At 71.1% G+C, this 23,472-nt stretch carries 24 protein-coding genes and 1 pseudogene; 16 read left to right on the forward strand and 9 right to left on the reverse strand.

The genetic code is table 11. The features are described from left to right. Positions 1-70: 70 nt before the first annotated feature. Positions 71-1,504, reverse strand: a complete 1,434-nt coding sequence (locus tag OG299_RS25660; RefSeq protein ID WP_327362755.1) for an amino acid permease — start codon at positions 1,502-1,504, stop codon at positions 71-73. A gap of 284 nt (positions 1,505-1,788) precedes the next feature. Here OG299_RS25660 and OG299_RS25665 point away from each other — a divergent pair, with 284 nt between their 5' ends. Next, positions 1,789-2,370: a biotin transporter BioY gene (locus OG299_RS25665; protein WP_266629236.1), complete on the forward strand. Its 582-nt coding sequence runs from the start codon at positions 1,789-1,791 to the stop codon at positions 2,368-2,370. 84 nt (positions 2,371-2,454) lie between these two features. Here OG299_RS25665 and OG299_RS25670 read toward each other — a convergent pair whose 3' ends face one another. Beyond that, positions 2,455-3,888, reverse strand: coding sequence for an amino acid permease (locus OG299_RS25670; RefSeq protein WP_266629238.1), 1,434 nt, complete (start codon positions 3,886-3,888; stop codon positions 2,455-2,457). 221 nt (positions 3,889-4,109) lie between these two features. Between OG299_RS25670 and OG299_RS25675 the strand changes: the two genes are divergently transcribed. Both OG299_RS25675 and OG299_RS25680 read left to right on the forward strand, forming a co-directional pair. Beyond that, a complete protein-coding gene (locus OG299_RS25675) occupies positions 4,110-4,595 on the forward strand; it encodes a ribose-5-phosphate isomerase (protein WP_266629240.1) in 486 nt (161 codons plus the stop codon). A gap of 87 nt (positions 4,596-4,682) precedes the next feature. Further along, positions 4,683-5,489: an Fpg/Nei family DNA glycosylase gene (locus tag OG299_RS25680; RefSeq protein ID WP_327362756.1), complete on the forward strand. Its 807-nt coding sequence runs from the start codon at positions 4,683-4,685 to the stop codon at positions 5,487-5,489. Here OG299_RS25680 and OG299_RS25685 read toward each other — a convergent pair whose 3' ends face one another. Continuing rightward, positions 5,490-6,725, reverse strand: a complete 1,236-nt coding sequence (locus tag OG299_RS25685; protein ID WP_327362757.1) for a GNAT family N-acetyltransferase — start codon at positions 6,723-6,725, stop codon at positions 5,490-5,492. It lies immediately after the preceding gene. Positions 6,726-6,869: 144 nt separating this feature from the next. Here OG299_RS25685 and OG299_RS25690 point away from each other — a divergent pair, with 144 nt between their 5' ends. The 3 genes from OG299_RS25690 (at position 6,870) to OG299_RS25700 (ending at position 11,370) form a co-directional block, all read left to right on the forward strand. Then, entirely contained in the window at positions 6,870-7,985 is a 1,116-nt protein-coding gene (locus OG299_RS25690) for a PP2C family protein-serine/threonine phosphatase (RefSeq protein WP_399849316.1), read from the forward strand. 125 nt (positions 7,986-8,110) lie between these two features. After that, the gene (locus OG299_RS25695) at positions 8,111-8,989 is read left to right on the forward strand and encodes an ABC transporter ATP-binding protein (protein ID WP_327362759.1); all 879 of its coding nucleotides are present in this window, start codon (positions 8,111-8,113) and stop codon (positions 8,987-8,989) included. Then, positions 8,989-11,370, forward strand: coding sequence for an FtsX-like permease family protein (locus OG299_RS25700; RefSeq protein ID WP_327362760.1), 2,382 nt, complete (start codon positions 8,989-8,991; stop codon positions 11,368-11,370). The genes OG299_RS25695 and OG299_RS25700 overlap by 1 nt, the downstream gene beginning before the upstream one ends. Positions 11,371-11,672: 302 nt before the next feature. On the opposite strand, the gene OG299_RS25710 is transcribed toward OG299_RS25700, so the two are convergent. Beyond that, positions 11,673-12,278, reverse strand: coding sequence for a DUF4232 domain-containing protein (locus OG299_RS25710; protein ID WP_327362761.1), 606 nt, complete (start codon positions 12,276-12,278; stop codon positions 11,673-11,675). A 219-nt stretch (positions 12,279-12,497) separates the two neighbouring features. Between OG299_RS25710 and OG299_RS25715 the strand changes: the two genes are divergently transcribed. The 3 genes from OG299_RS25715 to OG299_RS25725 all read left to right on the forward strand — a co-directional run bounded on the left by OG299_RS25715 (position 12,498) and on the right by OG299_RS25725 (position 14,718). Then, positions 12,498-13,886: a pyridoxal phosphate-dependent decarboxylase family protein gene (locus tag OG299_RS25715; protein WP_327362762.1), complete on the forward strand. Its 1,389-nt coding sequence runs from the start codon at positions 12,498-12,500 to the stop codon at positions 13,884-13,886. Beyond that, a complete protein-coding gene (locus OG299_RS25720) occupies positions 13,883-14,347 on the forward strand; it encodes an HD domain-containing protein (protein ID WP_133898045.1) in 465 nt (154 codons plus the stop codon). The genes OG299_RS25715 and OG299_RS25720 overlap by 4 nt, the downstream gene beginning before the upstream one ends. A gap of 176 nt (positions 14,348-14,523) precedes the next feature. Then, positions 14,524-14,718 carry a hypothetical protein gene (locus OG299_RS25725; RefSeq protein ID WP_030297273.1) on the forward strand — a complete coding sequence of 65 codons (195 nt, stop codon included), beginning with the start codon at positions 14,524-14,526 and terminating at the stop codon, positions 14,716-14,718. 7 nt (positions 14,719-14,725) lie between these two features. On the opposite strand, the gene OG299_RS25730 is transcribed toward OG299_RS25725, so the two are convergent. After that, positions 14,726-15,202 (reverse strand): DUF4231 domain-containing protein, encoded by a 477-nt coding sequence (locus tag OG299_RS25730; RefSeq protein WP_327362763.1) that lies wholly within the window; start codon positions 15,200-15,202, stop codon positions 14,726-14,728. Between the two features lie 241 nt (positions 15,203-15,443). Between OG299_RS25730 and OG299_RS25735 the strand changes: the two genes are divergently transcribed. Beyond that, on the forward strand, positions 15,444-15,725 hold the full coding sequence (locus OG299_RS25735; protein WP_327362764.1) for a hypothetical protein: 282 nt from the start codon (positions 15,444-15,446) through the stop codon (positions 15,723-15,725). Positions 15,726-16,075: 350 nt separating this feature from the next. Here OG299_RS25735 and OG299_RS25740 read toward each other — a convergent pair whose 3' ends face one another. The 3 genes from OG299_RS25740 to OG299_RS25750 form a co-directional block, all read right to left on the reverse strand. Continuing rightward, positions 16,076-17,026: a right-handed parallel beta-helix repeat-containing protein gene (locus OG299_RS25740; RefSeq protein WP_266629258.1), complete on the reverse strand. Its 951-nt coding sequence runs from the start codon at positions 17,024-17,026 to the stop codon at positions 16,076-16,078. Positions 17,027-17,373: 347 nt separating this feature from the next. Beyond that, positions 17,374-17,643 (reverse strand): hypothetical protein, encoded by a 270-nt coding sequence (locus OG299_RS25745; RefSeq protein WP_327362765.1) that lies wholly within the window; start codon positions 17,641-17,643, stop codon positions 17,374-17,376. A gap of 32 nt (positions 17,644-17,675) precedes the next feature. Then, positions 17,676-18,431: a GntR family transcriptional regulator gene (locus tag OG299_RS25750; RefSeq protein ID WP_327362766.1), complete on the reverse strand. Its 756-nt coding sequence runs from the start codon at positions 18,429-18,431 to the stop codon at positions 17,676-17,678. A gap of 511 nt (positions 18,432-18,942) precedes the next feature. On the opposite strand from OG299_RS25750, the gene OG299_RS25755 reads away from it, so the two are divergent. The 3 genes from OG299_RS25755 to OG299_RS25765 are packed head-to-tail and all read left to right on the forward strand — an operon-like array spanning position 18,943 to position 20,191. Continuing rightward, complete coding sequence (locus tag OG299_RS25755) at positions 18,943-19,161, forward strand: hypothetical protein (RefSeq protein ID WP_327362767.1); 219 nt, start codon at positions 18,943-18,945, stop codon at positions 19,159-19,161. Positions 19,162-19,169: 8 nt separating this feature from the next. Continuing rightward, positions 19,170-19,874: a GntR family transcriptional regulator gene (locus OG299_RS25760; RefSeq protein WP_327362768.1), complete on the forward strand. Its 705-nt coding sequence runs from the start codon at positions 19,170-19,172 to the stop codon at positions 19,872-19,874. Further along, a complete protein-coding gene (locus OG299_RS25765) occupies positions 19,871-20,191 on the forward strand; it encodes a hypothetical protein (protein ID WP_327362769.1) in 321 nt (106 codons plus the stop codon). Before OG299_RS25760 ends, OG299_RS25765 begins: the two co-directional genes overlap by 4 nt. 278 nt (positions 20,192-20,469) lie before the next feature. On the opposite strand, the gene OG299_RS25770 is transcribed toward OG299_RS25765, so the two are convergent. Further along, positions 20,470-20,670: a dehydrogenase gene (locus tag OG299_RS25770; protein ID WP_327362770.1), complete on the reverse strand. Its 201-nt coding sequence runs from the start codon at positions 20,668-20,670 to the stop codon at positions 20,470-20,472. 174 nt (positions 20,671-20,844) lie between these two features. Here OG299_RS25770 and repSA point away from each other — a divergent pair. The 3 genes and pseudogenes from repSA (at position 20,845) to OG299_RS25785 (ending at position 23,423) form a co-directional block, all read left to right on the forward strand. After that, a pseudogene (repSA, locus tag OG299_RS25775) lies at positions 20,845-22,067 on the forward strand (replication initiator protein RepSA). Then, entirely contained in the window at positions 22,060-22,260 is a 201-nt protein-coding gene (locus OG299_RS25780) for an excisionase family DNA-binding protein (RefSeq protein WP_327362771.1), read from the forward strand. The pseudogene repSA and the gene OG299_RS25780 overlap by 8 nt, the downstream one beginning before the upstream one ends. Positions 22,261-22,418: 158 nt before the next feature. Beyond that, positions 22,419-23,423 (forward strand): tyrosine-type recombinase/integrase, encoded by a 1,005-nt coding sequence (locus OG299_RS25785; protein WP_327362772.1) that lies wholly within the window; start codon positions 22,419-22,421, stop codon positions 23,421-23,423. Positions 23,424-23,472: the final 49 nt, after the last annotated feature.

Consider the following 23,472-nt stretch of genomic DNA (forward strand, 5'->3'; position numbering starts at 1 on the left):
CGACGGCCCGGTACGCACAGGGCCCCCGCGCCGTCGGACGGCGCGGGGGCCCGCACGGGCGGGTACGGGATCAGGCGGCCTTGCGCGCCCGGATCTCCCGCACCCACGCCACCACCAGGACGGCCGCGGCCGCACCCGTGGACCACAGCAGCTGCGGCCGCGCCGAGTCGTCGAACAGCATCAGCACCAGCACCGCCGCCATACCGAGCAGCGCCGCCCACGTCAGGTACGGGAAGCACCACATCCGCAGCGTGAGGCGCTCCGGCATGTCCCGCTCCAGCGCGCGGCGCAGCTTCAGCTGCGAGACCGCGATCAGCGCCCACACGAACAGCAGCACCGCGCCGACCGCGTTGAGCATGTAGAGGAAGACCGTGTCCGGCCACAGCAGGTTCAGCACCACCGACACGAACCCGAAGGCCACCGAGGCGAACACGGCCCGGCGCGGCACTCCGCCGCCGGACACCTTCAGCAGCGCCGTGGGCGCCTCGCCGCGCTCGGCCAGCGAGAACACCATGCGGGAGGAGCCGTACAGGTTGGCGTTGAGCGCGGAGAGCAGCGCCACGAACACCACGATGTTCATGATCTGGCCGGCCGCCGGGATCCCGATGGAGTCCAGCACCGCGACGTACGGGCTCTCGCCCGGCTTCAGCGAGTCCCACGGCAGCAGCGTGACGATGACCACCATCGAGCCGACGTAGAAGAAGAGGATGCGCCACACGGCGCTGCGCACGGCGCGGGCCACGGACTTGGCCGGGTCGTCGGACTCGGCTGCCGCGATGGTGACGACCTCCAGGCCGCCGAACGCGAAGATGACGGCGAGCATGCCGGCCACCACTCCGCCGAAGCCCTCGGGGAAGAAGCCTCCCCGGCCGGTCAGGTTGGCCATGCCGATGGGGTCGCCAGAGTAATGGGACGCAGCCGGCAGCAGGCCGAAGACCGCGAGGGTGCCGAGGATCAGGAACAGCACGATCGCGCCGACCTTGAGGGCCGCGAACCAGAACTCGAACTCGCCGAAGTTCTTCACGGCGGCCAGATTGCTGACGGTGAAGACCACCATGAAGATCAGCACCCAGACCCACTGGTCGACCGAGGGCAGCCAGCCGTTCGCGATCTTCGCCGCGCCGGTGGCCTCCACGGCCAGCACCACGACCAGCAGGAACCAGTAGAGCCAGCCCGCGGAGAAACCGGCCCAGCGGCCCAGCGCCCGCTCCGCGTACACGGAGAACGAGCCGGAGGCGGGCATCGCCGCCGACATCTCGCCGAGCGCGCGCATCACCAGCATGGCGAGGGCGCCCGCCAGCAGGTACGAGCAGATGATCGCGGGGCCGGCGATGCCGATGCCGGCGCCGGATCCGACGAACAGCCCGGCGCCGATCACGCCGCCCAGACCCAGCATGGTCAGGTGGCGCTGCTTGAGGCTGTGGCTGAGGGGTTCCGCCGGGGTCTCGGTCCCGGAGGGAGGGATGGGCCCGGCAGGCGGTGCGGTGGGCAAGCGGTCGCGCATGAGTGGGTGCTCGTACTCTCGTGCTCGGCAGCGGCGGTGGGGCTCCGCAGAGGATTGGCGGGAACCTACAGTCTCGCCGGACGGCGCCCCTCCGTGCAAAACGGACGTGTTGTCTGAATCTGGCTCGTGACGCGGATCACTGCCCCGCAGGTGTGAACCGGTCTCTTTGTGCACTCCCCACCAAACCGGCGAGTAGGGCTTTGTCCCGGCCGGCGGTGGGGAGGCGCCCTGCCGCGCATTAGCGTCGGTGATCGTCCCGTCACCCTCACTCCGCGGAGCCTTTGATGAGCACTGCTTCCGTCTCCTTCCGCCCCGGCGCCGTCCTCGCCGACCTGCTGCCCGCGAGCCGCGTCCGCGACATCGCGCTCGTCGTCGGCGGAGCCGCGCTCACCGGCCTCGCCGCGCAGCTCTCCGTGCCCGTCCCCGGCTCCCCGGTCCCGGTCACCGGCCAGACCTTCGCGGCCCTGCTGGTGGGCACCGCCTTCGGTGCCCGCCGCGGCTTCCTCTCGCTCGCCCTCTACGCACTCGTCGGCATGGCGGGCGTGCCGTGGTTCGCGGGAGGCACCTCCGGCGCGGGCGGCGCCTCCTTCGGCTACGTGCTCGGCATGCTGCTCGCCGCCACCGTCGTGGGCGCCCTGGCCCGCCGCGGCGCCGACCGCTCGGTGCTCCGTACGGCCGCCACGATGGCGCTGGGCTCCGCCCTGATCTACGCGGTGGGCGTGCCGTACCTGGCGCTGTCCACCGGGATGTCGTTCGGCGCTGCCGTCGCGGCGGGTCTGACCCCGTTCCTGATCGGCGACGCGCTCAAGGCGGCGCTGGCCATGGGTCTGCTGCCCGCCGCCTGGAAGCTGGTCGGCCGCAAGTAGTCCCCGTACGGCAAGCGCGGCAAGCACGGCAGCCCCGGACCACTTCGCGTGGTCCGGGGCTGCCGTGCTCGGTTGCATACCTGCCTAGACGCGCTCGGCAGCCTTGCGGCGCATGTCGCGCACCACGCCGATGACCAGCACGACGGCGGCGACCAGCAGCGACAGCATGACCGTCTCGCGGTTGTCCTTGTCGTAGACCATGTAGGCCAGGACGAAGGTGATCATTCCGGCGGTGGCCCAGGTCAGGTACGGGAAGAGCCACATCTTGACCGTGAGCTTCTCCGGCGCCTCGCGGACCAGGATCTTGCGCATCCGCAGCTGGGTCAGGCAGATGACCAGCCACACGAAGAGCGCGATCGCACCCGAGGAGTTCAGCAGGAAGCTGAAGACCGTGTCCGGGGAGCTGTAGTTGAAGTAGACCGCGGCGAAGCCGAAGACCACCGAGCCCAGGATCGCGGCCATGGGGACGCCCCGCTTGTTGACCTTGGCGAAGATCTTGGGCGCGTCACCGCGCTCGCCCAGCGAGAACGCCATGCGGGAGGCGGTGTACATGCCCGAGTTCAGGCAGGACAGCACGGCCGTCAGGACGATCACGTTCATGATCTGGCCGGCGTGCGCGATGCCGATGGAGTCCAGGGCGGCGACGTACGAACCCTTGTCGACGATCGACTTGTCGTTCCACGGCAGCAGGGTGAGGACGATGAAGATCGAGCCCAGGTAGAAGACGCCGATGCGCCAGATCACCGAGTTGGTGGCCTTGGTGACCGCGCGGCGCGGGTCCTCGGACTCGCCGGCCGCCAGGGTGACGATCTCGCTGCCCATGAAGGAGAAGACGACCATCAGCACACCGGTGAGGATGGAGCCCCAGCCGTTCGGCATGAATCCGCCGGCGTCGGTGAGGTGGGCGAAGCCCGCACCCGGGTTGTCCGAACCCGGCAGCACGCCGAACACGGCGAGCATGCCGACGATCACGAAGGCGCCGATGGCGACGACCTTGATGCCGGCGAACCAGAACTCGAACTCGCCGTAGGAGGCGACCGAGCCGAGGTTGGTGACCGTCAGGACGAACATCACGATCAGGGCCCAGCCCCACTGCGGGACGGCCGGGACCCAGCCTTCGAGGATCTTCGCACCGGCGGTCGCCTCCACGGCGAGCACGACGACCCAGAAGAACCAGTACAGCCAGCCGATGGAGAAGCCGGCCCAGCGGCCGAGCGCGCGGTCGGCGTACGCCGAGAAGGAGCCCGAGTTCGGGCTGGCGGCGGCCATCTCGCCGAGCATCCGCATCACGAAGACGACCATCGCGCCGACGAGGAGGTACGAGATCAGGATGGCGGGGCCGGCCTTGGCGATACCGCCACCAGAACCGACGAAGAGACCGGCGCCGATGACGCCGCCAATGGCGATCATGGAAAGGTGGCGGTTCTTGAGACCGGCCTTCAGACCGTCGGAGGGCAGGCCCTCACCGGAGTTTCCGGTGGGGTCGCCTTCCTTCTGAAGGGTCGTCGTGGAGCTCATGGACGGATCCTTAGGTTCTCGGGTTGCGAGGCCCCGGCATTCAAACCTGAGATGAACGCAGGACGGAAGACCTCAGTCCGGATCGTTGCCTTGGGATGAAAGTCCAGGACCTGGGTCCCGCCCTGTCCCATCTGCGTTCTTTGGGTTTACTTGAGCTTTAGAAGTGACTTACGCGACACCCCTCCGCGGGTCTTCCGGGCCGCTCGTGCCACACTCGTCGCATGCGCGTGTACCTCGGATCCGACCATGCCGGCTTTGAGCTCAAGAACCACCTGGTGGACTGGCTCAAGAACAACGGCCACGAGCCCGTCGACTGCGGGCCCCACATCTACGACGCGGTGGACGACTACCCGCCGTTCTGCCTGCGCGCCGCGGAGAAGACCGCCGCGGACGCCGACAGCCTCGGCATCGTGATCGGCGGCTCCGGCAACGGCGAGCAGATCGCCGCGAACAAGGTCAAGGGCGTCCGCGCCATCCTGGCCTGGAGCGTCGAGACCGCGAAGCTCGGCCGCGAGCACAACAACGCCAACGTGATCTCCGTCGGCGGCCGCATGCACACCCAGGACGAGGCCGTCAGCTTCATCGAGGCCTTCCTGGCGACCCCGTACTCCGACGAGGAGCGCCACACCCGCCGCATCGAGATGCTCTCCGCGTACGAGACCACCGGTGAGCTCCCTCCGATCCCGGCCCACCACCCGCAGGGCTGATCTTCCGCTTCGCCGTGCCGCCGGAGCATCCGGCGGCACGGCGATTTCGTTTCCGAGACCCATCGAGAAACAACGAGGAGCACAGCCGTGCCCGAGGGGCATACGATCCACCGCCTCGCCCAGGACCACACCGAGCGCTTCGCCGGGCGGCCGGTCCGGGTGAGCAGCCCGCAGGGCCGCTTCGCCGAGAGCGCCGCCCTGCTCAACGGGCGGGACCTGGAGAGCGCCGAGGCACACGGCAAGCACCTGTTCCTGGAACTCGGCGACGCCTGGATCCACATCCACCTCGGCCTGTTCGGCAAGCTCGGCTTCGGCCCCGCCCCGGCGCCGCCGGCCACCGACACGGTCCGGCTGCGGCTGCTCAATGCGGAGCACTGGGCCGATCTGCGCGGCCCCACCGCCTGCGCACTGATCGGCGAGGCCGAGAAGAAGGCGATACACGAGCGGCTCGGCCCCGACCCGCTGCGCCCGGCCGACGACCCGGACCGCGCATGGAAGCGGATCTCCCGCTCCCGCACCACCGTCGCCGCCCTGCTCATGGACCAGAAAGTGATCGCGGGCGTCGGCAACGTCTACCGCGCCGAGGTCCTCTTCCGGCACGGCATCGACCCGTACCGGCTGGGCAAGGACCTCACGCGCGGTGAGTGGGACGCCATGTGGGCGGACCTGGCGGCGCTGATGCGCGAGGGCGTACGGAACAACCGGATCGACACCGTCCGCGACGAGCACCTGCCCGAGGCCATGGGCCGCCCGCCGCGCATGGACGACCACGGCGGCGAGGTGTACGTCTACCGCAGGGCGAACATGCCCTGCCACATCTGCGCGGCCGAGGTCCGCACCGCCGACCTGGCGGCGCGGAACCTCTTCTGGTGCCCGGGCTGCCAACAGCGCTGACTAGAACCCGTGCGACAGCCAGGGAGCCACGTCGCCCGCAAAGGCGCGCGACGTCCGCACCAACATGCCCGGACGCAGTTCCCGCACCAGCCCCGCCGCGCCCAGCGAGGTCAAGGTGATCCCGCCCAGGTACGCCGAGCCGAGCTCCCGGGCCGACAGCTCCAGGTCCGCCGGGTCCGCGGTGCGCGTGACGCGGGCGGCGCCCTCCGCGTCGCAGACCATCCGCCACCGCCCCTCGTTCCACGGGCAGAACGCGTCCTCGACCTCGATCACCACGTCCAGCGGGGCTCCGTACGTCCGCGCCTCCAGGGCCGCCGGCAGGTCCACCAGCCGCAGGTGCAGCGAGTCCCGCAGGCTCGGCCGTGACCGCCGGACGTCGCTGACCAGGTGGAGCACCGGGTCGTCCACCGGCCGCCTGCCGGCCCGTACGGTGGAGGTCAGGTCGATCTCGAAGAGGTAGCGCCACAGCGCGGCCGTCGCCGCCGGGTCCAGCGCATCGAGATCGGCCACCTCGACCTTGCCCTCCGGGCCCTGCGGCTCCCAGTCCGCCCTGACCCGGTAGCGGGCGTACCCGGCCACCTCGCCGTCCGCCCGCTCCGCCACCACGCACTTCAGCGGCGAGGCGCCCTCGCGCATCACCTCCGGATCCATGAGCGCCAGCCGCTCCCAGCCGGGCTGCCGCGCCGGCATGCCGGGCCGCCGCGCGACCAGCTCCGCGTACACCTGCTCGCAGTCCGACAGCGCCTTCTCCGGATCGACGAGCCGCAGCCGCACCTCGTCCGTCCCCGGCGGCACCGAGAGCCGTACGCGGGTGCTGTCGATGGCCAGGGACAGCGCGTACGACGCGATGCCGTAGCCGAAGCGCCCGTAGATCGCCGCCTCCGAGGCCGTCAGCACGGCGAGCGGCTCGCCACCCGCCCGGACGTCGTCCAGTTGGCGACGCATCAGCGACGTGAGGATGCCCCGGCGGCGGTGCGTCGGCGCGACACCCACCATCGTCACCCCGGCCGCCGGCACCACCGCGCCGCCCGGCACCGACAGGCGGAACGAGAAGGCACTGGCCGAGCCGACGCAGGTCCCGCCGTCCCAGACGCCCAGCGAGCGCCCGACCTCGGTCAGGGACTTGTAGAGTTCCCGCTCCTGGGGAGACTCCGGCACCCCGCCGAACGCCAGTTCCAGGTGGTCATACCAGACATCCCACTCATCAGCCTGCAATACGCGCATCTCAAGAGCCATACGGCCATCCTTACCAGGGCATTCCGTCACAGTCGAAGGGTTTTCGACCGGCCGGAGCCCCCGGGTCCGGGGGTCCCCCTGCGCGTGCACAGTCAGGATGGATAGGGTCCCGAAGCAATGGCCGGAGCACGCATGGAGACGCTCATGGCCCGGACGCGCATGCTGTCGCACCGGGCTCGCACCGCCCTGCGCAAATCCGCCGTCGACTACTTCCGCGGCGACGCCTCCGACTGGCTCGCCTTCGTCGGGCTGCTCCTGACCGTCCCCGCCATCGCCTGCGGCACGATCATGCTGCCGGTCTGGTTCTCGCCCTCCGCCCTCGTCCTGCCGATCGTCGCGGGCGGCCTGCTGCTGCGCCCGGCGAGCCTGCTCGCGCTGTACGCGGCCTCCGCGGCGGCCCTCATCGTCGAGGCCCTGGTCCTCGGCCCGTACACCCTCGGCCCCGCCCGGGTCACCCCCGGCACGGTCCTGGTCGTGGCCGCCTGCGGATTCTTCGGACTGGTCATCGCCCAGTTCCGCAGCCGCGTCGGCGTGCCCTGGCGGCGCGGCGGCACCATGCTCTTCGACCTGCGCGAACGCATCCGGGTCCAGAGCAAGCTGCCCGCCCTGCCGCGCGGCTGGCACCGCGAGATGGCCCTGCGCCCGGCCGGCGGCCAGTCCTTCTCCGGCGACTTCGTCGTCGCCGCCCGCACGAACGGCGGCCGGACCCTCGAGGTCGTCCTGACCGACGTCTCCGGCAAGGGCATGGAGGCCGGCTCCCGCGCCCTGCTCCTGTCCGGCGCGTTCGGCGGCCTGCTCGGCGCCCTGCCCCCGCACGGCTTCCTGCCGGCCGCCAACGGCTACCTGCTCCGCCAGGACTGGGACGAGGGCTTCGCCACCTCCATCCACCTCGTCCTGGACCTGGAGACCGGCGACTACGAACTCCTCTCCGCCGGCCACCTGCCGGCCCTCCAGCTCTCCGCGGGCACCGGCCGCTGGCAGGAGAAGTCCGGCGAGGGACCGCTGCTCGGCGTCTACGACGGCGCAGAGTTCGAACCCGCCCGCGGCAACCTGCGCCGCGGCGACGTCCTCATGCTCTTCACGGACGGCCTCGTCGAGACCGCCGACCGCGACATCAGCGAGGGCATCGACCGCCTCACCGGCGAAGCCGACCGCTACGTCGCCGCCGGCTGGGACGGCGCGGCCTGGCACCTGATCGAAAAGGTCGCCAAGGACGTCAACGACGACCGCGCGCTGCTCCTGATCCGCCGCTCGCCCTGAGCGCGGACCGCTCGGGGTGGGGTTTTCCCCACCAGTGATCCGCCTGGCTGCGCCATGTCCGCCCCCGTACCTCCGTCCGTAGCGTCGAGACCACGGTCATCGACGGACACGGAAGGCGGCACACCATGGGGCTCCGGCGGAGCAGGCGGCAGCGCGAGACGGGGCAGACGGCGTACGGCGGCACGGGGCACGGCACGGCGTCCGGCACGGCGTACGACACGGGGTCCGGAACGGGGTCCGGTACGGAGTACGACACCACCGCCGCCGTCGAGCTGCGCGGCGTACGGCGCGAGTACGGGCGGGGGGCCGCCACCGTGCACGCCCTGCGCGGGATCGACCTCGGCCTGCCGCGCGGCAGCTTCACCGCCGTGATGGGGCCCTCCGGCTCCGGCAAGTCCACCTTCCTGCAGTGCGCGGCCGGGCTCGACCTGCCCACCGCGGGATCCGTCCGCCTCGGCGGCACCGAGATCACCGGCATGAACGAGAACGAGCTCACCGAGCTGCGCCGCAGCCGCCTCGGCTTCGTCTTCCAGGCCTTCAATCTGCTGCCTTCCCTCACCGTGGAGCAGAACGTGCTGCTCCCGATGCGGCTCGCCGGCGGCCGCCAGGACCGGGCCCGGGCCGCCGACCTGCTCGCCCGCGTCGGCCTCGAGGGCAAGGGCCGGCGCCGACCCGCCGAGCTCTCCGGCGGCCAGCAGCAGCGCGTCGCCATCGCGCGGGCCCTGGTCACCCGGCCCGACGTCGTCTTCGCCGACGAGCCCACCGGCGCCCTCGACACCACCACCGCCGCCGAGGTCCTCGGGCTGCTCCGGGCCGCCGTGGACTCCATGGGCGCCACCATCGTCATGGTCACCCACGACCCGGCCGCCGCCGCCCACGCCGACCAGGTGCTCTTCCTCGCCGACGGGCTGATCGCGGACCGGCTGCCGCACAGCTCCGCCGCGACCATCGCCGACCGGATGACCGCCCTCACCGCCCCGGCGTACTCGGGAGCGGCCGCCTGATGCTGCTCCGCCCCAACGGCCTGGCCCGGGCTGCGGTCCGCTTCCGCCCCGCCGCCTTCGCCGGCACCTTCATCGCCCTGCTCATGACCGTCGCCATCGTCTCCGCCTGCGGCATCCTGCTGGAGAGCGGAGCTCGGGCGAGCCTCCCGCCCACCCGGTACGCCCAGGCCCCCGTCGTCGTGGCCGCCGACCAGCAGATCCGCCGGCAGGTGGGCAGCGGCGAAGGCTCGTACGAGGAATCCGTGCGGGTACCGGAGCGGGCCCGGGTCGACGCCGCCCTGCTGGAGCGGCTGGCTCCGCTCGGGCGGGCCGTCCCCGACGTGGTCTTCCCCGTACGGGGGAACGCGGGCCCTGCCGTGGAGGCTTCGGGTTGGGGGGCGTCGGCCTTCACCGGCGCACGGCTCGGCCGGGGCCGGGCCCCGGTGGCCGCGGACGAGGTCGTGCTCGGTGCGGCCACGGCTACGGGTGCGGGCGCGGGGTCCGCAGGTGACCGGGTGTCGCTCGACACCCCGGTCGGGAAGCGGGAGTTCCGCGTCGTGGGGCACGCCGACGGCACCGGAGTCTGGTTCTCCGACGCCGAGGCCCGCGCCCTCTGCGGGCACCCCGGCGCACTCGACGCCGTCGTCCTGTTCGACGCCGACCCGGCCCGGGTCCGCGCCGCCGTCGACGGCCGCGCCCAGGTGCTGACCGGCGCCGCCCGCGCCGTGGACCCGCAGCTCGCGGGCGCCAAGGAGTTGCTGATCGGCCTCGGCGGCTCCTTCGGCGGCACCGCCACCCTCGTCGCCGTCTTCACCGCCGCCGGGACGGTCACGCTCTCCGTCGGGCAGCGTTCCCGCGAGTACGCCCTGCTGCGCGCGGTCGGAGCCACCCCGCGGCAGATCCGCCGCACCGTCGCCACCGAAGCCCTGCTCGTCGCACCGGTCGCGGGCGCGCTGGGCTGCGTACCCGGAATCGGCCTCGCCGCCTGGTGGTTCGGGCAGCTCCAGGCCAAGGGCGCGATCCCGGCCGGGGTCGACCTCGCCGTCTCCTGGATCCCCCTGGCCTCGGCCGTCGGCATCGGCCTCGTCGCCGCCCTGCTCGCCGGCTGGGCCGCCGCCCGCCGGCCCGCCCGGATCCGCCCCGGCCAGGCGCTGGCCGAGGCCGCCGTCGAACGCCTCCGCCCGGGGTGGATCCGTACGCCGCTCGGCCTCGCGGCCGTGGCCGGCGGGACCGTGTGCGCGGGTCTGGCCGCCGGCGGCTCCGGCGAGGACGCCGCCAACGCAGCCCTCGGCGTCGTCATGCTCTTCATGCTGGCCGTGGCCCTGCTCGGCCCGCTGATCGCCCGCGCCTGCGCCGCCGTACTCGGCCTCCCGCTGCGCGCCGCCGGCGGGGCGTCCGGCTCGCTGGCCGCCGCCAACTCCCGGGCCCACGCCCGCCGGCTCGCCTCCGCGATCACTCCGATCGTGCTCGCCATGGCCTTCTCCTCGACCCTGGTCTTCCTCCAGACCAGCCAGGAACGGGCCGCCCGGCAGCAGCAGGAGGCCGGACTGCTCGCCGACCACGTGATCACCGACCCGCCCTCCGACGCCCGCGCCGGCGTCGCGATCACCCGTACCTCGGTCCTCGTGATGGCCGGCAGCGGCGGCGAACGCCGACTGCAGTCCGCATCGGCCCAGGGCGTGGCGGGCGATGTCACCACCGTCCAGGACCTGGGCGTACGCGAGGGCAGCCTCGCCGCGCTCCGACCCGGCACGGTGGCCGTGGACCGCAGCCTCGCCGACTCCGCGCACGCCGCCGTCGGCGACCGCATCGAACTCCGCCTCCCGGACGGGGCTGCGGCGACTCCCGAGATCGTGGCGGTCTACACCCGCGGCCTGGGCCTCGGCCAGGTCACCCTCCCCGCGGCCGACCTGACCGGCCACACCACGGCCGGGCGGGCCACCGAGCTGCTGATCCGAGGCCCGGTGCCGGCGGGCCTCGGCCCGGCGGTGACCGCGTCGGGCTGGACCACGGCCCAGGACCTGGACCGCGAGCTCAACGCCTGGGCCAACACCACCATGGCGGCCGTACTCGGCGGCTTCGCGGCCGTCGCGGCCGCCAACACCCTCGTGATGACCGTCCTCGACCGCCGCCGCGAGCTGCAGATGCTGCGCCTCGTCGGCTCCACGCGCCGCCAGGTGTTCCGGATGCTGCGCTGGGAGGCCCTCCTGATCGGCGGCGCGGGCGTCACCCTCGGCAGCGCGATCGCCCTGGCCACGCTGTTCCCGCTGGCCAAGGCCCTCACCGGGGCGCCGCCGCACATCCCGCCGGTGCTCTACGCCTCCTTCGCGGCGGCGGCCCTGACCCTGGGCCTGACCGCCACCACCCTCCCGGCCCGCTGGGCCCTCCGCCCAGGAAGGTAGGCCGGTCGCCCCGGGTCGAACCGGATGTGCCGGACACCGTGAGGGTGGTCGGTGGCCAGGTGGTCGGCGAGCTCCAGCCCGCGCAGCGCCTCCGGACACCCGTCGAGCCGAGCCACCGCGAAGCTCTCCCGCTTCCGCCCGCGCCCGAGCCCGCACTCACGGAGCCCGGCGCAGTACGGTCCGCCACTCGGCCGGCAGCGCGAACACGCCCTGCCGCCACGCCGACAGGTCCAGGAAGTCCCCGCACCGTGCGTACGCGGTCTGAGTCTTCCCGCCCCCGAAGGGGCCGTTGACTCAGATGATCACCGGGCCGCCGCCTTCCAGGGGCTGATCCCGAGCTTCCCGGTGTTCCCGAGATCGACGGAGTGGCGGAGCTCCAGCTGGAGGCGGGGCGCACCGGGCTGCGGGGTCACGTCCAGCACCCACCCCTCGGCGGCGGGCACCGTGGAGTCGGTCACCAGGTTCCGCCACACCATGGCGAGGGTGGCCGCCTGGCCGGGCCGGAGCTCCACCCTCTGCGGGGCACCCTCCACACCGGTCGGCGCCGACGTGATCTCCTCCGACCCGTGCACGACCGCGACTTCCACCGGGGCCCGCTTCTTGTCCAGCAGCCGGATCTCCGGATAGCCCTCGAGCACGTACGGCTGCGTGCCGCAGTTGACCAGCTGGATGTCCGCCACCCGAAGCCCCATCGCTGCATCCCCGTTCCCCTCGGACAACCGCACCCCGCCCTCGGGACAGTCCGCCTGCGCCCCTGCCCCCGACGGGGTGGGACGGACGGACGGCGCAGCCCCCGCCCACGTGGGCCCCGGCGCAGCCTCGGGCGCGGGCGGCGTATCGCACCCCACGACCACCCCCGCCAAGACGGCGCCCCCGACAACCCCCGCCACCCACCGCAAGCTCACCATTCCCCGACCCTACGACCCCACCCGCAACTTCAGCCTCGCCGGCGTTTGAGGCGCGGGGTCCGGGGCGGAGCCCCGGAAAGCCCGGGCGCAGCCCGGGGCCGCTCGCGCAGCGGCGCCGCACACCACGCGGGGCCCCGGGGGCGGGCCCCGGGACCCGGCCGGGCCAATCACCCCCGATTGGCCGGTCCGCCGCGCCCGGCGGATCCCTACCGTGCCCCCATGAACCGCATGCTGGCCGCCGACCTCGCCCGCCTCCCCGACCTCCTGGAGGCCACCCGCCGTACCGCCGCCGACGCCCTCGGAGCCCTGGACGCCCGTCCCGTCGTACCGCCCGCCGGGCCCCCGCGGGACCCCGAGCCCCTGCCGGAGCACGCGGCCGGCACGGAATCGGCCCTCACCGCCTTCGCGGAGCGCTGGGCACCCCGCCTCTCCGCCTCCGCCGGCCCCCGCTACCTCGGCTTCGTCACCGGCGGCGCCACCCCCGCCGCCCTCGCCGGGGACTGGCTGACCGCCGTCCACGACCAGAACTCCAACTCCGCCCTGGACGGCGCCGGCCAGGACCTCGAACGCGAAACGATCACCTGGCTCCGCGCGCTCTTCGGCCTCACCGCCGCCCACACCGGCACCTTCGTCAGCGGCGCCACCCTGTCCAACACCACCGGCCTCGCCATCGCCCGCGAGTGGCTCGGCGAACGCCTCGGCGTCTCCCCCTCCGAGGACGGCGCGGCAGCCCTCGGCCCCGTCCGCGTCCTGTCCGGAGCCCCGCACTCCTCCATCGCCAAGGCCCTCTCCGTCCTCGGCCTCGGCCGCAGCTCCCTCGTCGCCGTCCCCACCCTCCCCGGCCGCGAGGCCGTCGACCCCGCCGCCCTCGACCGGGCCCTCGCCGACACCCCCGGCCCGGCCGTCGTCGTCGCCAACGCCGGCACCGTCAACACCGTGGACTTCGACGACCTCCGCGCCATCGCCGCCCTCCGCGAACGCCACGCGTTCTGGCTCCACACCGACGCCGCCTTCGGCGCCTTCGCCGCCCTCTCCCCGGAGCACGCCCACCTCGCCGCCGGCCTCGACGCCTCCGACTCCCTCTGCATCGACCTGCACAAGTGGCTGAACGTCCCCTACGACAGCGCCGTCCAGTTCACCCGCCGCCAAGACCTCCAGGCCCGCGTCTTCCAGAACGCCGCCGCCTACCTCGGCCCCCTGGGCGAGCGCCCCGACCTCGTCCACCTCACCCCCGAGAACTCGCACCGGCTGCGCGCCCTCGCCGCCTGGTTCACCCTCCGCGCGTACGGCCGCGAAGGCCACCGCGAGATCGTCGAGCGGGACATCGCCTGCGCCCGGGCCCTCGGCGCCGCACTCGAGCAGGACCCGGCCTTCCGCCTCCTCGCCCCGGTCCGCCTGAACGTCGTCTGCTTCACCCTCGCCGAGGACCCCACCCCGGCCCGCCTGACGGCCCTCCGGGAGGCGGTGCAGGAGGAGGTCTTCGTCACCCCCACCGTCTACGCGGGAACACCTGCCCTGCGCGCAGCGTTCTCCAACTGGCGCACCACGCAAGCGGATGTACGCCGGGCCGCACAGGCCCTGCGTACGGCGGAGAAGGGGACGGTATGACGCAACGGCAGCAGCAACCACTGACCCTGCTCGAGGTCGAGGCCCTGGCGCGCTCCGCGCACGAGGGCCAGACCGACAAGGCCGGCCGGCCGTACGCCGAGCACCTCGCGGCGGTCGCGGAGGGAGTCCGCACCCGCGGCGGCAGTGCGGAGCAGCAGGCGGCGGCCTGGCTGCACGACGCCGTCGAGGACGACGCGCTCAGCCGGGAGTGGCTCGATTCCGCCTCTCTGCCCCAGCCGGTGAAGGACATGGTCCTGGCGGTCACCAAGCGACCCGGCGAGCCGGTGGAGGAGTATGCGGCCCGGATCCTCGCCACCCCGGGCGCCCTCCTGGTGAAGGAGGCCGACCTGGCGCACAACGCGGACCCCGTACGGCTCTCCGTACTGGACGGCCCCACCCGGGAACGGCTGTCCGCGAAGTACGCATATGTCCGCTCGCTTCTCGGCCTCACCGCGCCATGACCCCGGCCCCGTGCCCGAAATATGTCCGGCGCACGGGCGGTTGGCGGGAAAGCGCTGACGCCGATTCGCCACGGGGCGGATAGCCGGGGCCCGTTGGTGGGAGGATGGTCCATGTGGGGGCGCGCGCGGCCGTGCGCCCCAGGCCGACCAGGGGACGACCGAAGGTGTGATCAGTAGTGGCCATTTCGCTGTCAGTGGTGGTTCTGTTGGCGGTCATCCTGGTGGTGCTCGTCCGCGGGAACCACATCAAGGCCGGCCCCGCGATCGTCGCGGTCCTCTTCGGCTTCTTCCTGGCGTCCAGCTCGATCGCCCCGGACGTCAACCGTTTCCTCAACTCCCTCGCCGACACCATCGCGGGCATCAAGCTCTAGGGGAATCTCAGGGAGTGCCGGCCGCCCGCCGGTACTCCAGGTCCGCGTTCACCTGGCCGCTCAGCGTCATGACGTTGAGGGTGGCCGAATTCTCGTTGGCGATCGCCCTCTCCACCCGGGACACGAGCACCGTGAACGCATCGGCCTCGGACAGCCCGGCGTACGGACCGACCCCGGTCTCGAAGTAGATCCGCTCGTGCCCCAGCAGCTGCTCGGTCGACCGGTAGTTCTTCCACTGCTCCCGGTGGTGGTACACGCTCTCGAGTGACACGGAGACGACCACGAGCAGGCTGAGCACGGTGGCGGCGACCCGGGAGAACGGCACGTCGAGATTGACCAGCACGGGCACGAGCGCCCCGGCGACGACCGACAGGGTCCGCATCCGCACGTGCACGGCCTTGCTCCGTACGGCCTTGCGGTCGTACCACGCCTGGTACTGACACAGCCGCGTCTCGACGTACCCCTGCGCCGCCACCCCCGACATGCGGGGAGTACACAACCTCCCCACACCGCCGTCAAGACCATCCGCGAGATGCCGTGCGGCACGCCGGACGATAGGCTTGAAGCGGCATTAATACGGCGTAACGGAGCGAATCTTCCTCCTCGGCGCCCCGCGCGGCCGCTGCCGCGGGTATCGGAGCCGTCACGCCTCACCGGCCGCACCCCCAGCGTCCAAGGCAGGTTGAATGATGAACCGGACACGTCGTCTTGCAGCACTCACACTGTTGGTTGCCCCCGCCCTCGCACTGGGCCCCGCCGTTGCCGCACACGCCGCGGCCCCCGCGGCCGCGAAGTGCAACGTCGAGGTGGATTCGGCGGGCAAGTACCACGTGTGGGGTACGGGATTCCCCGCCGCCACGACGGTGACCTACTCCGGCTCGACCTCGGGCTCGGTCCCCATCGACAAGTCGGGAAGGTTCGACCTCGGCGGTCTGAGCGGCGGCAAGTACGTCGTCAAGACGGCCGACGGCAAGACCACGGTCACCTGCGCGATGGTCAACCACTGAGACCCGCAACGAAAGAGGGCCAGGCAGAGGAAACATCCTCTGACCTGGCCCTTCGTCGTTCAGAGCGGGCGACGGGAATCGAACCCGCATAGCTAGTTTGGAAGATCGCGTACGCACCTCCTGCCCTAGCAGCCACCCCACTGACCTGCACGTTCCCACCGGCCTCCCCGCAGTTCCCCGAGACTCCCCATGCGGAGCCATCCCACCAGGCACGCGGGGGGCACGTCGGCTAGGGCACGGGCAGCATCTGATCCGTAGGCGCGTTCACCCCGGATGCGTGCCCCGTGGACAGGGTCCGAAGGTCGGCGGAGCGGGTGGGTGGCGGTGCCTCCAGGGCTGCACGGCGGTGTTCAGCCTGTGCAGCCCAGGACACTTCCGGGCGGAGCGCAGTTGTCCGGGGTGTTGTTACGAACCACGGACCGGTCGAGGGTCAAGGAGCCGCCGGCCTTGTAGATGCCGCCGCCACTGCCGGGGCCGCCCGTCGCGGTATTGCGTTGCACCGTGGAGCGGGTCACCGTCAGTGTTCCTTGGTTCCAGATGCCGCCGCCGAAGGGGGCAGTGTTGCTGTACACCGTGGAGCCGGAGACCGTCATCTCGCCCATGTAGTTGAGGATGCCGCCGCCGTCACTCACTCTCGCGGTGTTGTGGTGCACCGACGAGCGGATCAGCGTGACTGTTTGGCCGGCGAGGTAATTGAAGATGCCTCCGCCATTGTCTCCGGAATTGCCGAACACACTGGAGTCACGCACCGTGAGGGACCCGTTGTTGTTGATTCCGCCGCCGGCGCCGATTGAGTAGTTGTCCCTCACCGTGGAGCTGACCACCGTCAGCGTGCCCAGGTTGTGGATGCCTCCACCCGCGCCTGAGGGCGCCGTGTTGTCTCTCACCGTGGAGTGGCTCACCGTCAACGTGCCCTCGTTGTCGACGCCGCCGCCGGAGGACGCAGCGCTGCCATGGGTGAGGATCACGTGGTCCAGGAGAACCCGGGCTCCGCTGCCGACCGTGACGGTGGAGCCTGCCTGGTTACCGTCGAGCACCGCCCCACCGACGCCCCTCAGGGTCAGGTCCTTGTCGATGGTGAAGGGGCCGGTACAGGTCCCTCTCACCAGCAGGGTGTCGCCGGGCGAAGCGGCGGTAATGGCGGGCTGCAGGGCGTTGGGGTTGGCGCTGCAGCTCACCGTGGTCACCTGGGCAGCCGCGGCTGGTACCACTCCGGCCAGGCCGGCTGCCCCTGCCGCTACCGCAACTGTCGCCTGTGGCAGCCAGCGGCGCCGTAGGAACCTGCTTACTTCGATGAGCATCTGGCTTCTCCTGGCCTTTCAGTACGCATATGCGGGAAAGAGGTACGCCCTAACGTCGTTCTCTCAGCGCGGCGCGAGCACCCCGTGATCGGACATGTGGTGCCCCGGCCGGGCAGCGCAGCGTCGGGTGCGATCGACTTGTCCCTCGAATAGTCCGACAAACCTGCCTGATCGGACTACGCGGACTGTTCGGGCTCGAGGAACCTTCAGAGGATCCAACGCGAACTGATCTTCGGCACGCCCAGGAACGTTCGGTCTCGGCGGACGATCTCTCTGCCGAAATGCTGCGTGTCTCGGCGACGGGTGAAAACTGACCGCTGAACGGCGGATCAACGGTGATCGGCGGGTCAGGCGTCGCCCTGAGAGCGCTCAAGGGCCTCCATGAACGCATTGTGGAAGGCGAGCTCTGCGGCCCGGCAGCGCGCGGTGAGGAAGATCTCCTGAGCCTCGCCGAGGCTGCATCCGACCACCTGCCTGGTCACCATGACCGCGTCGACGCCGCCACAGCCGATCTCCTTCAGGAATTCCTGTAGAGCCTCGCCGTCGTGGTTCTCCGCCCACACGGGCCGCGCTCTCGCCGCTACCTCGGCTATGCGAGCCTCTCGCTCCGCGTCCACGGCGGTACCCCGCCCCTCCTCCGCCGACCGCTCTAGCGACCGACAGGGATCTCGTAGACGATCTCGCACAGCGCGGCGGGGATGACGATGTCAGCTGTCTCCACGGGCTGCCCCTGGTCGCTGTAGTACGTCCGCCGGATGTGCGTGACCAGAGCGGCCTTCTGGATCCCGAGGAGCGATGCCTCCTCGGCAGTCGCCTGCCGCGGCTCCGGCTGCTCGACGGCGTGGCTGACGGTGATCCCGATCGCGGCCATCCGGTTCACGACGCCGACCCCTGCATGCGGCCCGCCCTCCGGCAGTACGACGAGCGTCCCGCCGATCAGCTCGTACGGCTCCCAACTCGTCGACAACTGCACCGGCCGACCATCACCAAGGAACTCGTAGACCGTACGCACGCACAGGTCACCCTCGGCGATACCAAGCCGCGCCGCGATCTCGGCCGGAGCCGGCACCTTCGCCTCGGTCCGGCTTTCCCAGTTCCCTTGCTTGCCCAGCGCCCGCATGTCCGATCGGAACGGTGAGCCGTCCGGCTGCTCCCTCGCCGAGGACCGGACCACCCGCACACGCTGCCGAGGCTCGGCCACGTACGTCCCGGACCCCGCACGCCCCTCCAGCACGCCCTGGGAGATCAGGAGCTCCTGTGCCCGGCGGACCACGTTCTCGCCGACACCGCACTCCTCTGCGATCTGGGCACGTGACGGCAGCCGATCTCCGGCCGTCCACACGTGCTCCGCGATCCGCTGCCGCAGGACGTCGGCGATGCGGAGATAAGGCGGCTGCTCAGGCATGTGGAAAATCTAGTCCACTAGCTCTAATCTAGTTAACTAGCTTCACTCAACATGATCATTCGGCGACGGAGGCCTGTGTGCCCGCTTCAGAAGCAAGGGCGCTGCCCGCCGAAGTGTGGCGGGAGGTCTTGGAAGTGGTGGCGCAGGCCGACCGATTCGGGCTCGTTGCCAGCAGCTTGACCGGCCGCACCCTCTGGGCCGCCGTAAACAAAGCGGTCCCCGCGACGGGCGATGTCCGGGGACCTGGCCGTCAGCGATAGGAGCTGATCAGCGTGCACAACCGTACGGGCCCCATCAACGCCTACGCCAGTGGGCCGCACCTCCCCGCACTCTCCTATGCCACGCACGCGAGGCTGAGCTACCACTCGAGCGCGTGCGCGATCGGCATCCACTCCGAATGCGCCCAGTCGTCCCCTTCCACGTCGCCCGTCGGCGTCCCCGTGATCTACGAGGCCTGCGCCTGCTCCTGCCACACTCCGAACGAACCGTCGGAACCGCGGCAGGCGAAAGAGTGAGGGCCCCCAGCGGCGCGCTCGCCACGAACATCGAGATCACCTCAGACAGCGTCCAGCGCGGCGACGTCATCCAGATCGGCGGCCAACCGTGCCGCGTATCCGACCTCGTCCAACTCCCGGCCGGAGCAAAGCGGCTGTTCTTCGAGACGGGAGAGGCGCTGACGATGCACGCGAGGAGCCGACTCATTGCCCTCCGAATGATGAGGAAGTGGTGAGCCGGTCCATGCCTTCCCGTCGTCACGCCATCGCCGACGACCTCCGCCACCAGATCTCATCGGGCCACTTCAAAGCCGGCGAACGCCTCCCCTCCGAGGCCCAACTCGCCACCCGCTACACGGTCAGCACACCAACCCTGCGCAGTGCCCTCGCACTGCTCCAAGGCGAAGGCCTGGTGGAGAAGATCCACGGCAGCGGCAACTACGTCCGCCGTCCCCTCCGCAGATTCACGTACGTCGGAGGCGTCGGCACATCACCAATCCCATCCCTCCGAGCAACTGTCCGCACCACGAACCTCGAAGCGCACGGCGACCTGCCCGCCCTCCTGAACGTCCCGCCCCTCAGCCCGCTGACCGAGCTCCTCTACGTGACCCACGACGGGAAGGCGCCTCACAGCCTGGCCCGCATCTACGTCCCCCGAGACCTGGCGCCAGCCGACTGTCCCTCGCCCGAGCAGATGCGAGCGCGCATGGCAGACCTCCGCCCACCGCTGTCCGAAATCCAAGAGCGACTCAGTGCCCGCCTCCCAACCCAAGAAGAGTCAACGACCCTCCGGATCAGCACGTCCCTGCCGGTCCTCTCACTCACCCGCGTGGCGATCGACACTGCCGGCCGCGTGGTCGAGGCGGCCCTCATAGTCCTCCCCGGCGACAGAGCGGACGCCCTCTTCACCACCCGCCTCATGCCCGACGAGGGGACCCCAACGGAATGACGCCGAGCAACGGTCTGCGCCTCCTCCCCTGGACGGGCCCCGACGACAAGCCCTGCTACCTGAGCACCGACGACACCGCCGGCTACCTGTCCCGCCTTGCCGACCATGCCGAAGACATACAGCTCGAACTGGGGGTCGAGCTCTTGGATCACGCTCGCGAAGTCCTCGCCGACGCGGACTCAGACCCACAGGAACTCCGCCTCCTGGCAACAGATCTGACCGAAGCCCTCCGAGACACGCTCCGCGTAGCTACTAGCCGCGGCGACCGCCTCCTCCACCCAGACCACCCCGAAGGACTCCCAGCGCACCTCAGCTAGCAGAACTCGCAGGAGCCAACGAAGCGGCCCCAGACTCAATCTGGGGCCGCTCTCATATGACGCACACGGCTCCGGAGGCCCTGTGCATCCCACCGGTATCTGCCGGTCAGCGAGAGGGGACGTGCCCTTGGAATCCTTCAGTCCACGCATAGGCCGCGAGCCTGCCCAACTTGCTGCTTGCGCGCTCGGTCCACGCACCGGACGTGACTGCGGTTCCCCGCCGGTTGCCGTCCTATCGGACACGCGGAGGGCACGTGTGCCTCAACTCCCGCGGAACGTCAGCGGAATAGCTCCGGTACCGGGCAGGCCTCCAGCGCTTCGTCTGGCCGATCGGCCCAGCGCCACCACACATGCCGCCCGGCGCACTTCCACAACGACCGGCAGACCCGCTGGCCGTCACCTGCCCGCTTGGACAGCACGAAGCCACCGAAGTTCATGGTCTGGCTGCACTCTGGGCAGGCCGCGCCGCCGTTGGTCATGCTGCGGACCCTAGCGGCAGGCAAGGCCGTGGCGCTACGAGCTTGGGAATCACCGATCTTCGAGCCTCTTGTGCCGCTCCAGCCAGGGGAAACGGGTGTCGGCGAGACCCGTAGGGCTCCTTGCGGGACCCGCCGTTGACTGCTTGTTGCCCCCCTATCTGGCACGCGACTGGCATGCGGCCGCCAAGCCGCCCCGGCGAGACCTTGCACCGCTACTCCACTCAGAACGAGCCCGGCGGCCGACTGCGGATCGCCTGCGGCAACCGCCGTGCCTCCCGCTGTCCCGCTTGTGCCTGGACGTACGCCGGAGACACGTACCACCTGATCCGGGCCGGTCTCGCGGGCGACGAACGCCGGGACATCCCCGCCACCGTCCGCGAACACCCCCGGGTCTTCGCCACCCTCACCGCCCCGTCCTTCGGCCCGGTCCACAACCGGCCCGCCGTGCCTGCCGCTGCGGCAAGCGCCATGAGGAAGACGCCGCCGAGCTCGGTACCGCGCTCGACCCGGGCACGTACGACCACGCGGGCGCTGTCCTCTTCAACAACCACGCCGGACAGCTCTGGCAGCGGTTCACCACCCGACTGCGACGCGAGATCGCCGCGTACGCCGGGCTGACCCAACGGGAGCTCAAGGAGGTGGCCCGGCTCTCGTACGGGAAGGTCGCCGAGTTCCAGAAGCGCGGGGCGATCCACTTCCACGCCGTCGTACGGATCGACGGTCCCGCCGGGCCGGACAGTCCGCCGCCTGCCTGGGCCACGACGGAACTTCTGACTGCCTCGATCCATGCTGCCGCCGCTCACTCGTACACATCTGTCAGCGTGCCGGCGGCAGGAGACCAGCCCGCCCGGACCTTCCGTTGGGGTACGCAGCTCGACGTTCGGCCGATCAAGGCGTTCGGGGACGGCTCCGACATCACCGAGCAGGCTGTGGCCTCGTACGTCGCCAAGTACGCGACCAAGGCTGCCGAGAACACCGGGACGCTCGATAGGCGCGTCGGGAATCGAGAAGCCCTGGTCCTCCTCGACGTGCCGGACCACACCGCACGCCTGATCGGGGCCTGCCTCGACCTTGACCCGCTCTACCCGGACCGGCGCCTCGCCGCCTGGTCGCACATGCTCGGCTTCCGCGGCCACTTCTCCACGAAGTCGCGCGCCTACTCGACCACCCTCGGGGCCTTACGCCAGACCCGCGCCGATTACCGCGCCGCCCAGGAACGAGAGGCGCGCGGCCTGGACGACTTCGAGCCGGACAGCGTGCTTGTCCTCGCCTCATGGCAGTACGCCGGCCACGGACACAGCCCGGGGGAGTCGGTCCTGGCCGCCACCATCGCCCGCGACATCCAGCTCAACCGGGAGACCGCCCGCGATGCTCTGAAGGGGGAGCAGCATGAATGAGCGGTACCTGTCCGTCGTCCAGGTCGCCGAGCTCCTCGGGACCACCGTGAGGTTTCCTCGCAGGCTGGTCGAGGAGCGGCGGATCACCTATGTGAAGGTCGGGCGGCACGTCCGGATACCCGAGAGCGCCGTGTACGCGTTCATCGCCGCCAATACCTTCGAGCCGCGTCGACGTGGGCTGGTGGCTGCCTGATGGCCGGAAAGCGCCGCCAGTTCGGACGGGTCCGCAAGCTGCCTTCCGGCCGGTACCAGGCTCGGTACCTCGGCCCGGACGGACAGCTCCGTCCCGCACCCGAGACGTTCCGTACGAAAAGGGACGCTGACGACTGGCTCGCCGACAAGCAGACCGAGATGCGCCGTGGCGACTGGCAGGATCCGGCCGCCGGGAAGGTTGCCTTCGGGCCGTACGCCGTCGCGTGGATCAAAGAGCGCGAGCTGACCAGCACCACGCGGCAGCTCTACGGCTCGCTCCTCAAGCACCACCTGGAGCCGGTCCTCGGCGCCGTCAACCTGGCGGAGATCTCGCCGCCGCTCGTACGGAGCTGGCGTGCCGACAAGCTGGCCGCCGGCACCGGCCCCACCACCGTGGCCAAGGCCTACGCCCTGCTCCGGGCCATCCTGGGGACTGCCGTGTCCGACGAGCTGATCCGGCGGAACCCCTGTCAGGTCAAGGGAGCCAGCAGCGTCCACACTCCTGAGCGGCCGACCGCCACGGTCAAGGAGGTCTACGACCTGGCCGATGCGGTTCAGCCGCGCTTTCGGGCCCTCGTGCTCATGGCGGGATTCCTCGGACTGCGCTGGGGCGAGTTGATCGGGCTGCATCGGCGGGACATCGATGTGGAGCACGGCACCGTGCGCGTGCGGCGGGCCGTCGCCGAGCTGGGCAACGGGCAGCGGGAGATCAAGGCGCCGAAGAGTGCCGCAGGTAAGAGGACCGTCTCCATCCCCGGCGTGATCCTTCCGGATATTCGCGAGCACCTGAAGCTGTACGCCGAGGCCGGCGTCGACGGGCGCGTCTTCATCGGGGCCAAGGGGGCGACGCCGCGCCGGAATCATTTCAGCCGGCTGTGGCAGAAGGCCTGCCGTGAGGCGGGGATCAAGGGGCTGCACTTCCATGATCTTCGGCACACAGGCAACACGCTCGCCGCGTCAACGGGGGCCAGCACGCGGGAGTTGATGACGCGCATGGGCCACAGCACCGCCCGCGCCGCGCTGATCTATCAGCACGCCAGCGCCGACCGGGACCGGTTGATCGCCGACGCGCTGAGCGGGCTCGTGAAGAAGGGCCGCAAGGCCGCCAAGGGCACGAAAGAAGATCCACAGCGCAAGGGGCACGCAGGGGGCACGCCGAGCTGATCGGGGGTCCGGGAACGACGAAGGGCCAGGCGGAGGAAACTTCCTCTGA

The sequence above is a fragment of the Streptomyces sp. NBC_01296 genome (genome assembly GCF_035984415.1).
Lineage (GTDB): Bacteria > Actinomycetota > Actinomycetes > Streptomycetales > Streptomycetaceae > Streptomyces.

Bases quoted from the DNA above. Each gene is read 5' to 3' on its own strand.
- OG299_RS25770 (WP_327362770.1), bottom strand. From the start codon at position 20,670: ATGACCAACGGCGGCGCGGCCTGCCCAGAGTGCAGCCAGACCATGAAC.
- OG299_RS25780 (WP_327362771.1), top strand. From the start codon at position 22,060: ATGAATGAGCGGTACCTGTCCGTCGTCCAGGTCGCCGAGCTCCTCGGG.
- OG299_RS25730 (WP_327362763.1), bottom strand. From the start codon at position 15,202: ATGTCGGGGGTGGCGGCGCAGGGGTACGTCGAGACGCGGCTGTGTCAG.
- OG299_RS25715 (WP_327362762.1), top strand. From the start codon at position 12,498: ATGAACCGCATGCTGGCCGCCGACCTCGCCCGCCTCCCCGACCTCCTG.
- OG299_RS25685 (WP_327362757.1), bottom strand. From the start codon at position 6,725: ATGGCTCTTGAGATGCGCGTATTGCAGGCTGATGAGTGGGATGTCTGG.
- OG299_RS25700 (WP_327362760.1), top strand. From the start codon at position 8,989: ATGCTGCTCCGCCCCAACGGCCTGGCCCGGGCTGCGGTCCGCTTCCGC.
- OG299_RS25720 (WP_133898045.1), top strand. From the start codon at position 13,883: ATGACGCAACGGCAGCAGCAACCACTGACCCTGCTCGAGGTCGAGGCC.
- OG299_RS25690 (WP_399849316.1), top strand. From the start codon at position 6,870: ATGGCCCGGACGCGCATGCTGTCGCACCGGGCTCGCACCGCCCTGCGC.
- OG299_RS25750 (WP_327362766.1), bottom strand. From the start codon at position 18,431: ATGCCTGAGCAGCCGCCTTATCTCCGCATCGCCGACGTCCTGCGGCAG.
- OG299_RS25760 (WP_327362768.1), top strand. From the start codon at position 19,170: ATGCCTTCCCGTCGTCACGCCATCGCCGACGACCTCCGCCACCAGATC.
- OG299_RS25675 (WP_266629240.1), top strand. From the start codon at position 4,110: ATGCGCGTGTACCTCGGATCCGACCATGCCGGCTTTGAGCTCAAGAAC.
- OG299_RS25660 (WP_327362755.1), bottom strand. From the start codon at position 1,504: ATGCGCGACCGCTTGCCCACCGCACCGCCTGCCGGGCCCATCCCTCCC.
- OG299_RS25670 (WP_266629238.1), bottom strand. From the start codon at position 3,888: ATGAGCTCCACGACGACCCTTCAGAAGGAAGGCGACCCCACCGGAAAC.
- OG299_RS25710 (WP_327362761.1), bottom strand. From the start codon at position 12,278: ATGGTGAGCTTGCGGTGGGTGGCGGGGGTTGTCGGGGGCGCCGTCTTG.
- OG299_RS25665 (WP_266629236.1), top strand. From the start codon at position 1,789: ATGAGCACTGCTTCCGTCTCCTTCCGCCCCGGCGCCGTCCTCGCCGAC.
- OG299_RS25695 (WP_327362759.1), top strand. From the start codon at position 8,111: ATGGGGCTCCGGCGGAGCAGGCGGCAGCGCGAGACGGGGCAGACGGCG.
- OG299_RS25740 (WP_266629258.1), bottom strand. From the start codon at position 17,026: ATGCTCATCGAAGTAAGCAGGTTCCTACGGCGCCGCTGGCTGCCACAG.
- OG299_RS25785 (WP_327362772.1), top strand. From the start codon at position 22,419: ATGCGCCGTGGCGACTGGCAGGATCCGGCCGCCGGGAAGGTTGCCTTC.
- OG299_RS25765 (WP_327362769.1), top strand. From the start codon at position 19,871: ATGACGCCGAGCAACGGTCTGCGCCTCCTCCCCTGGACGGGCCCCGAC.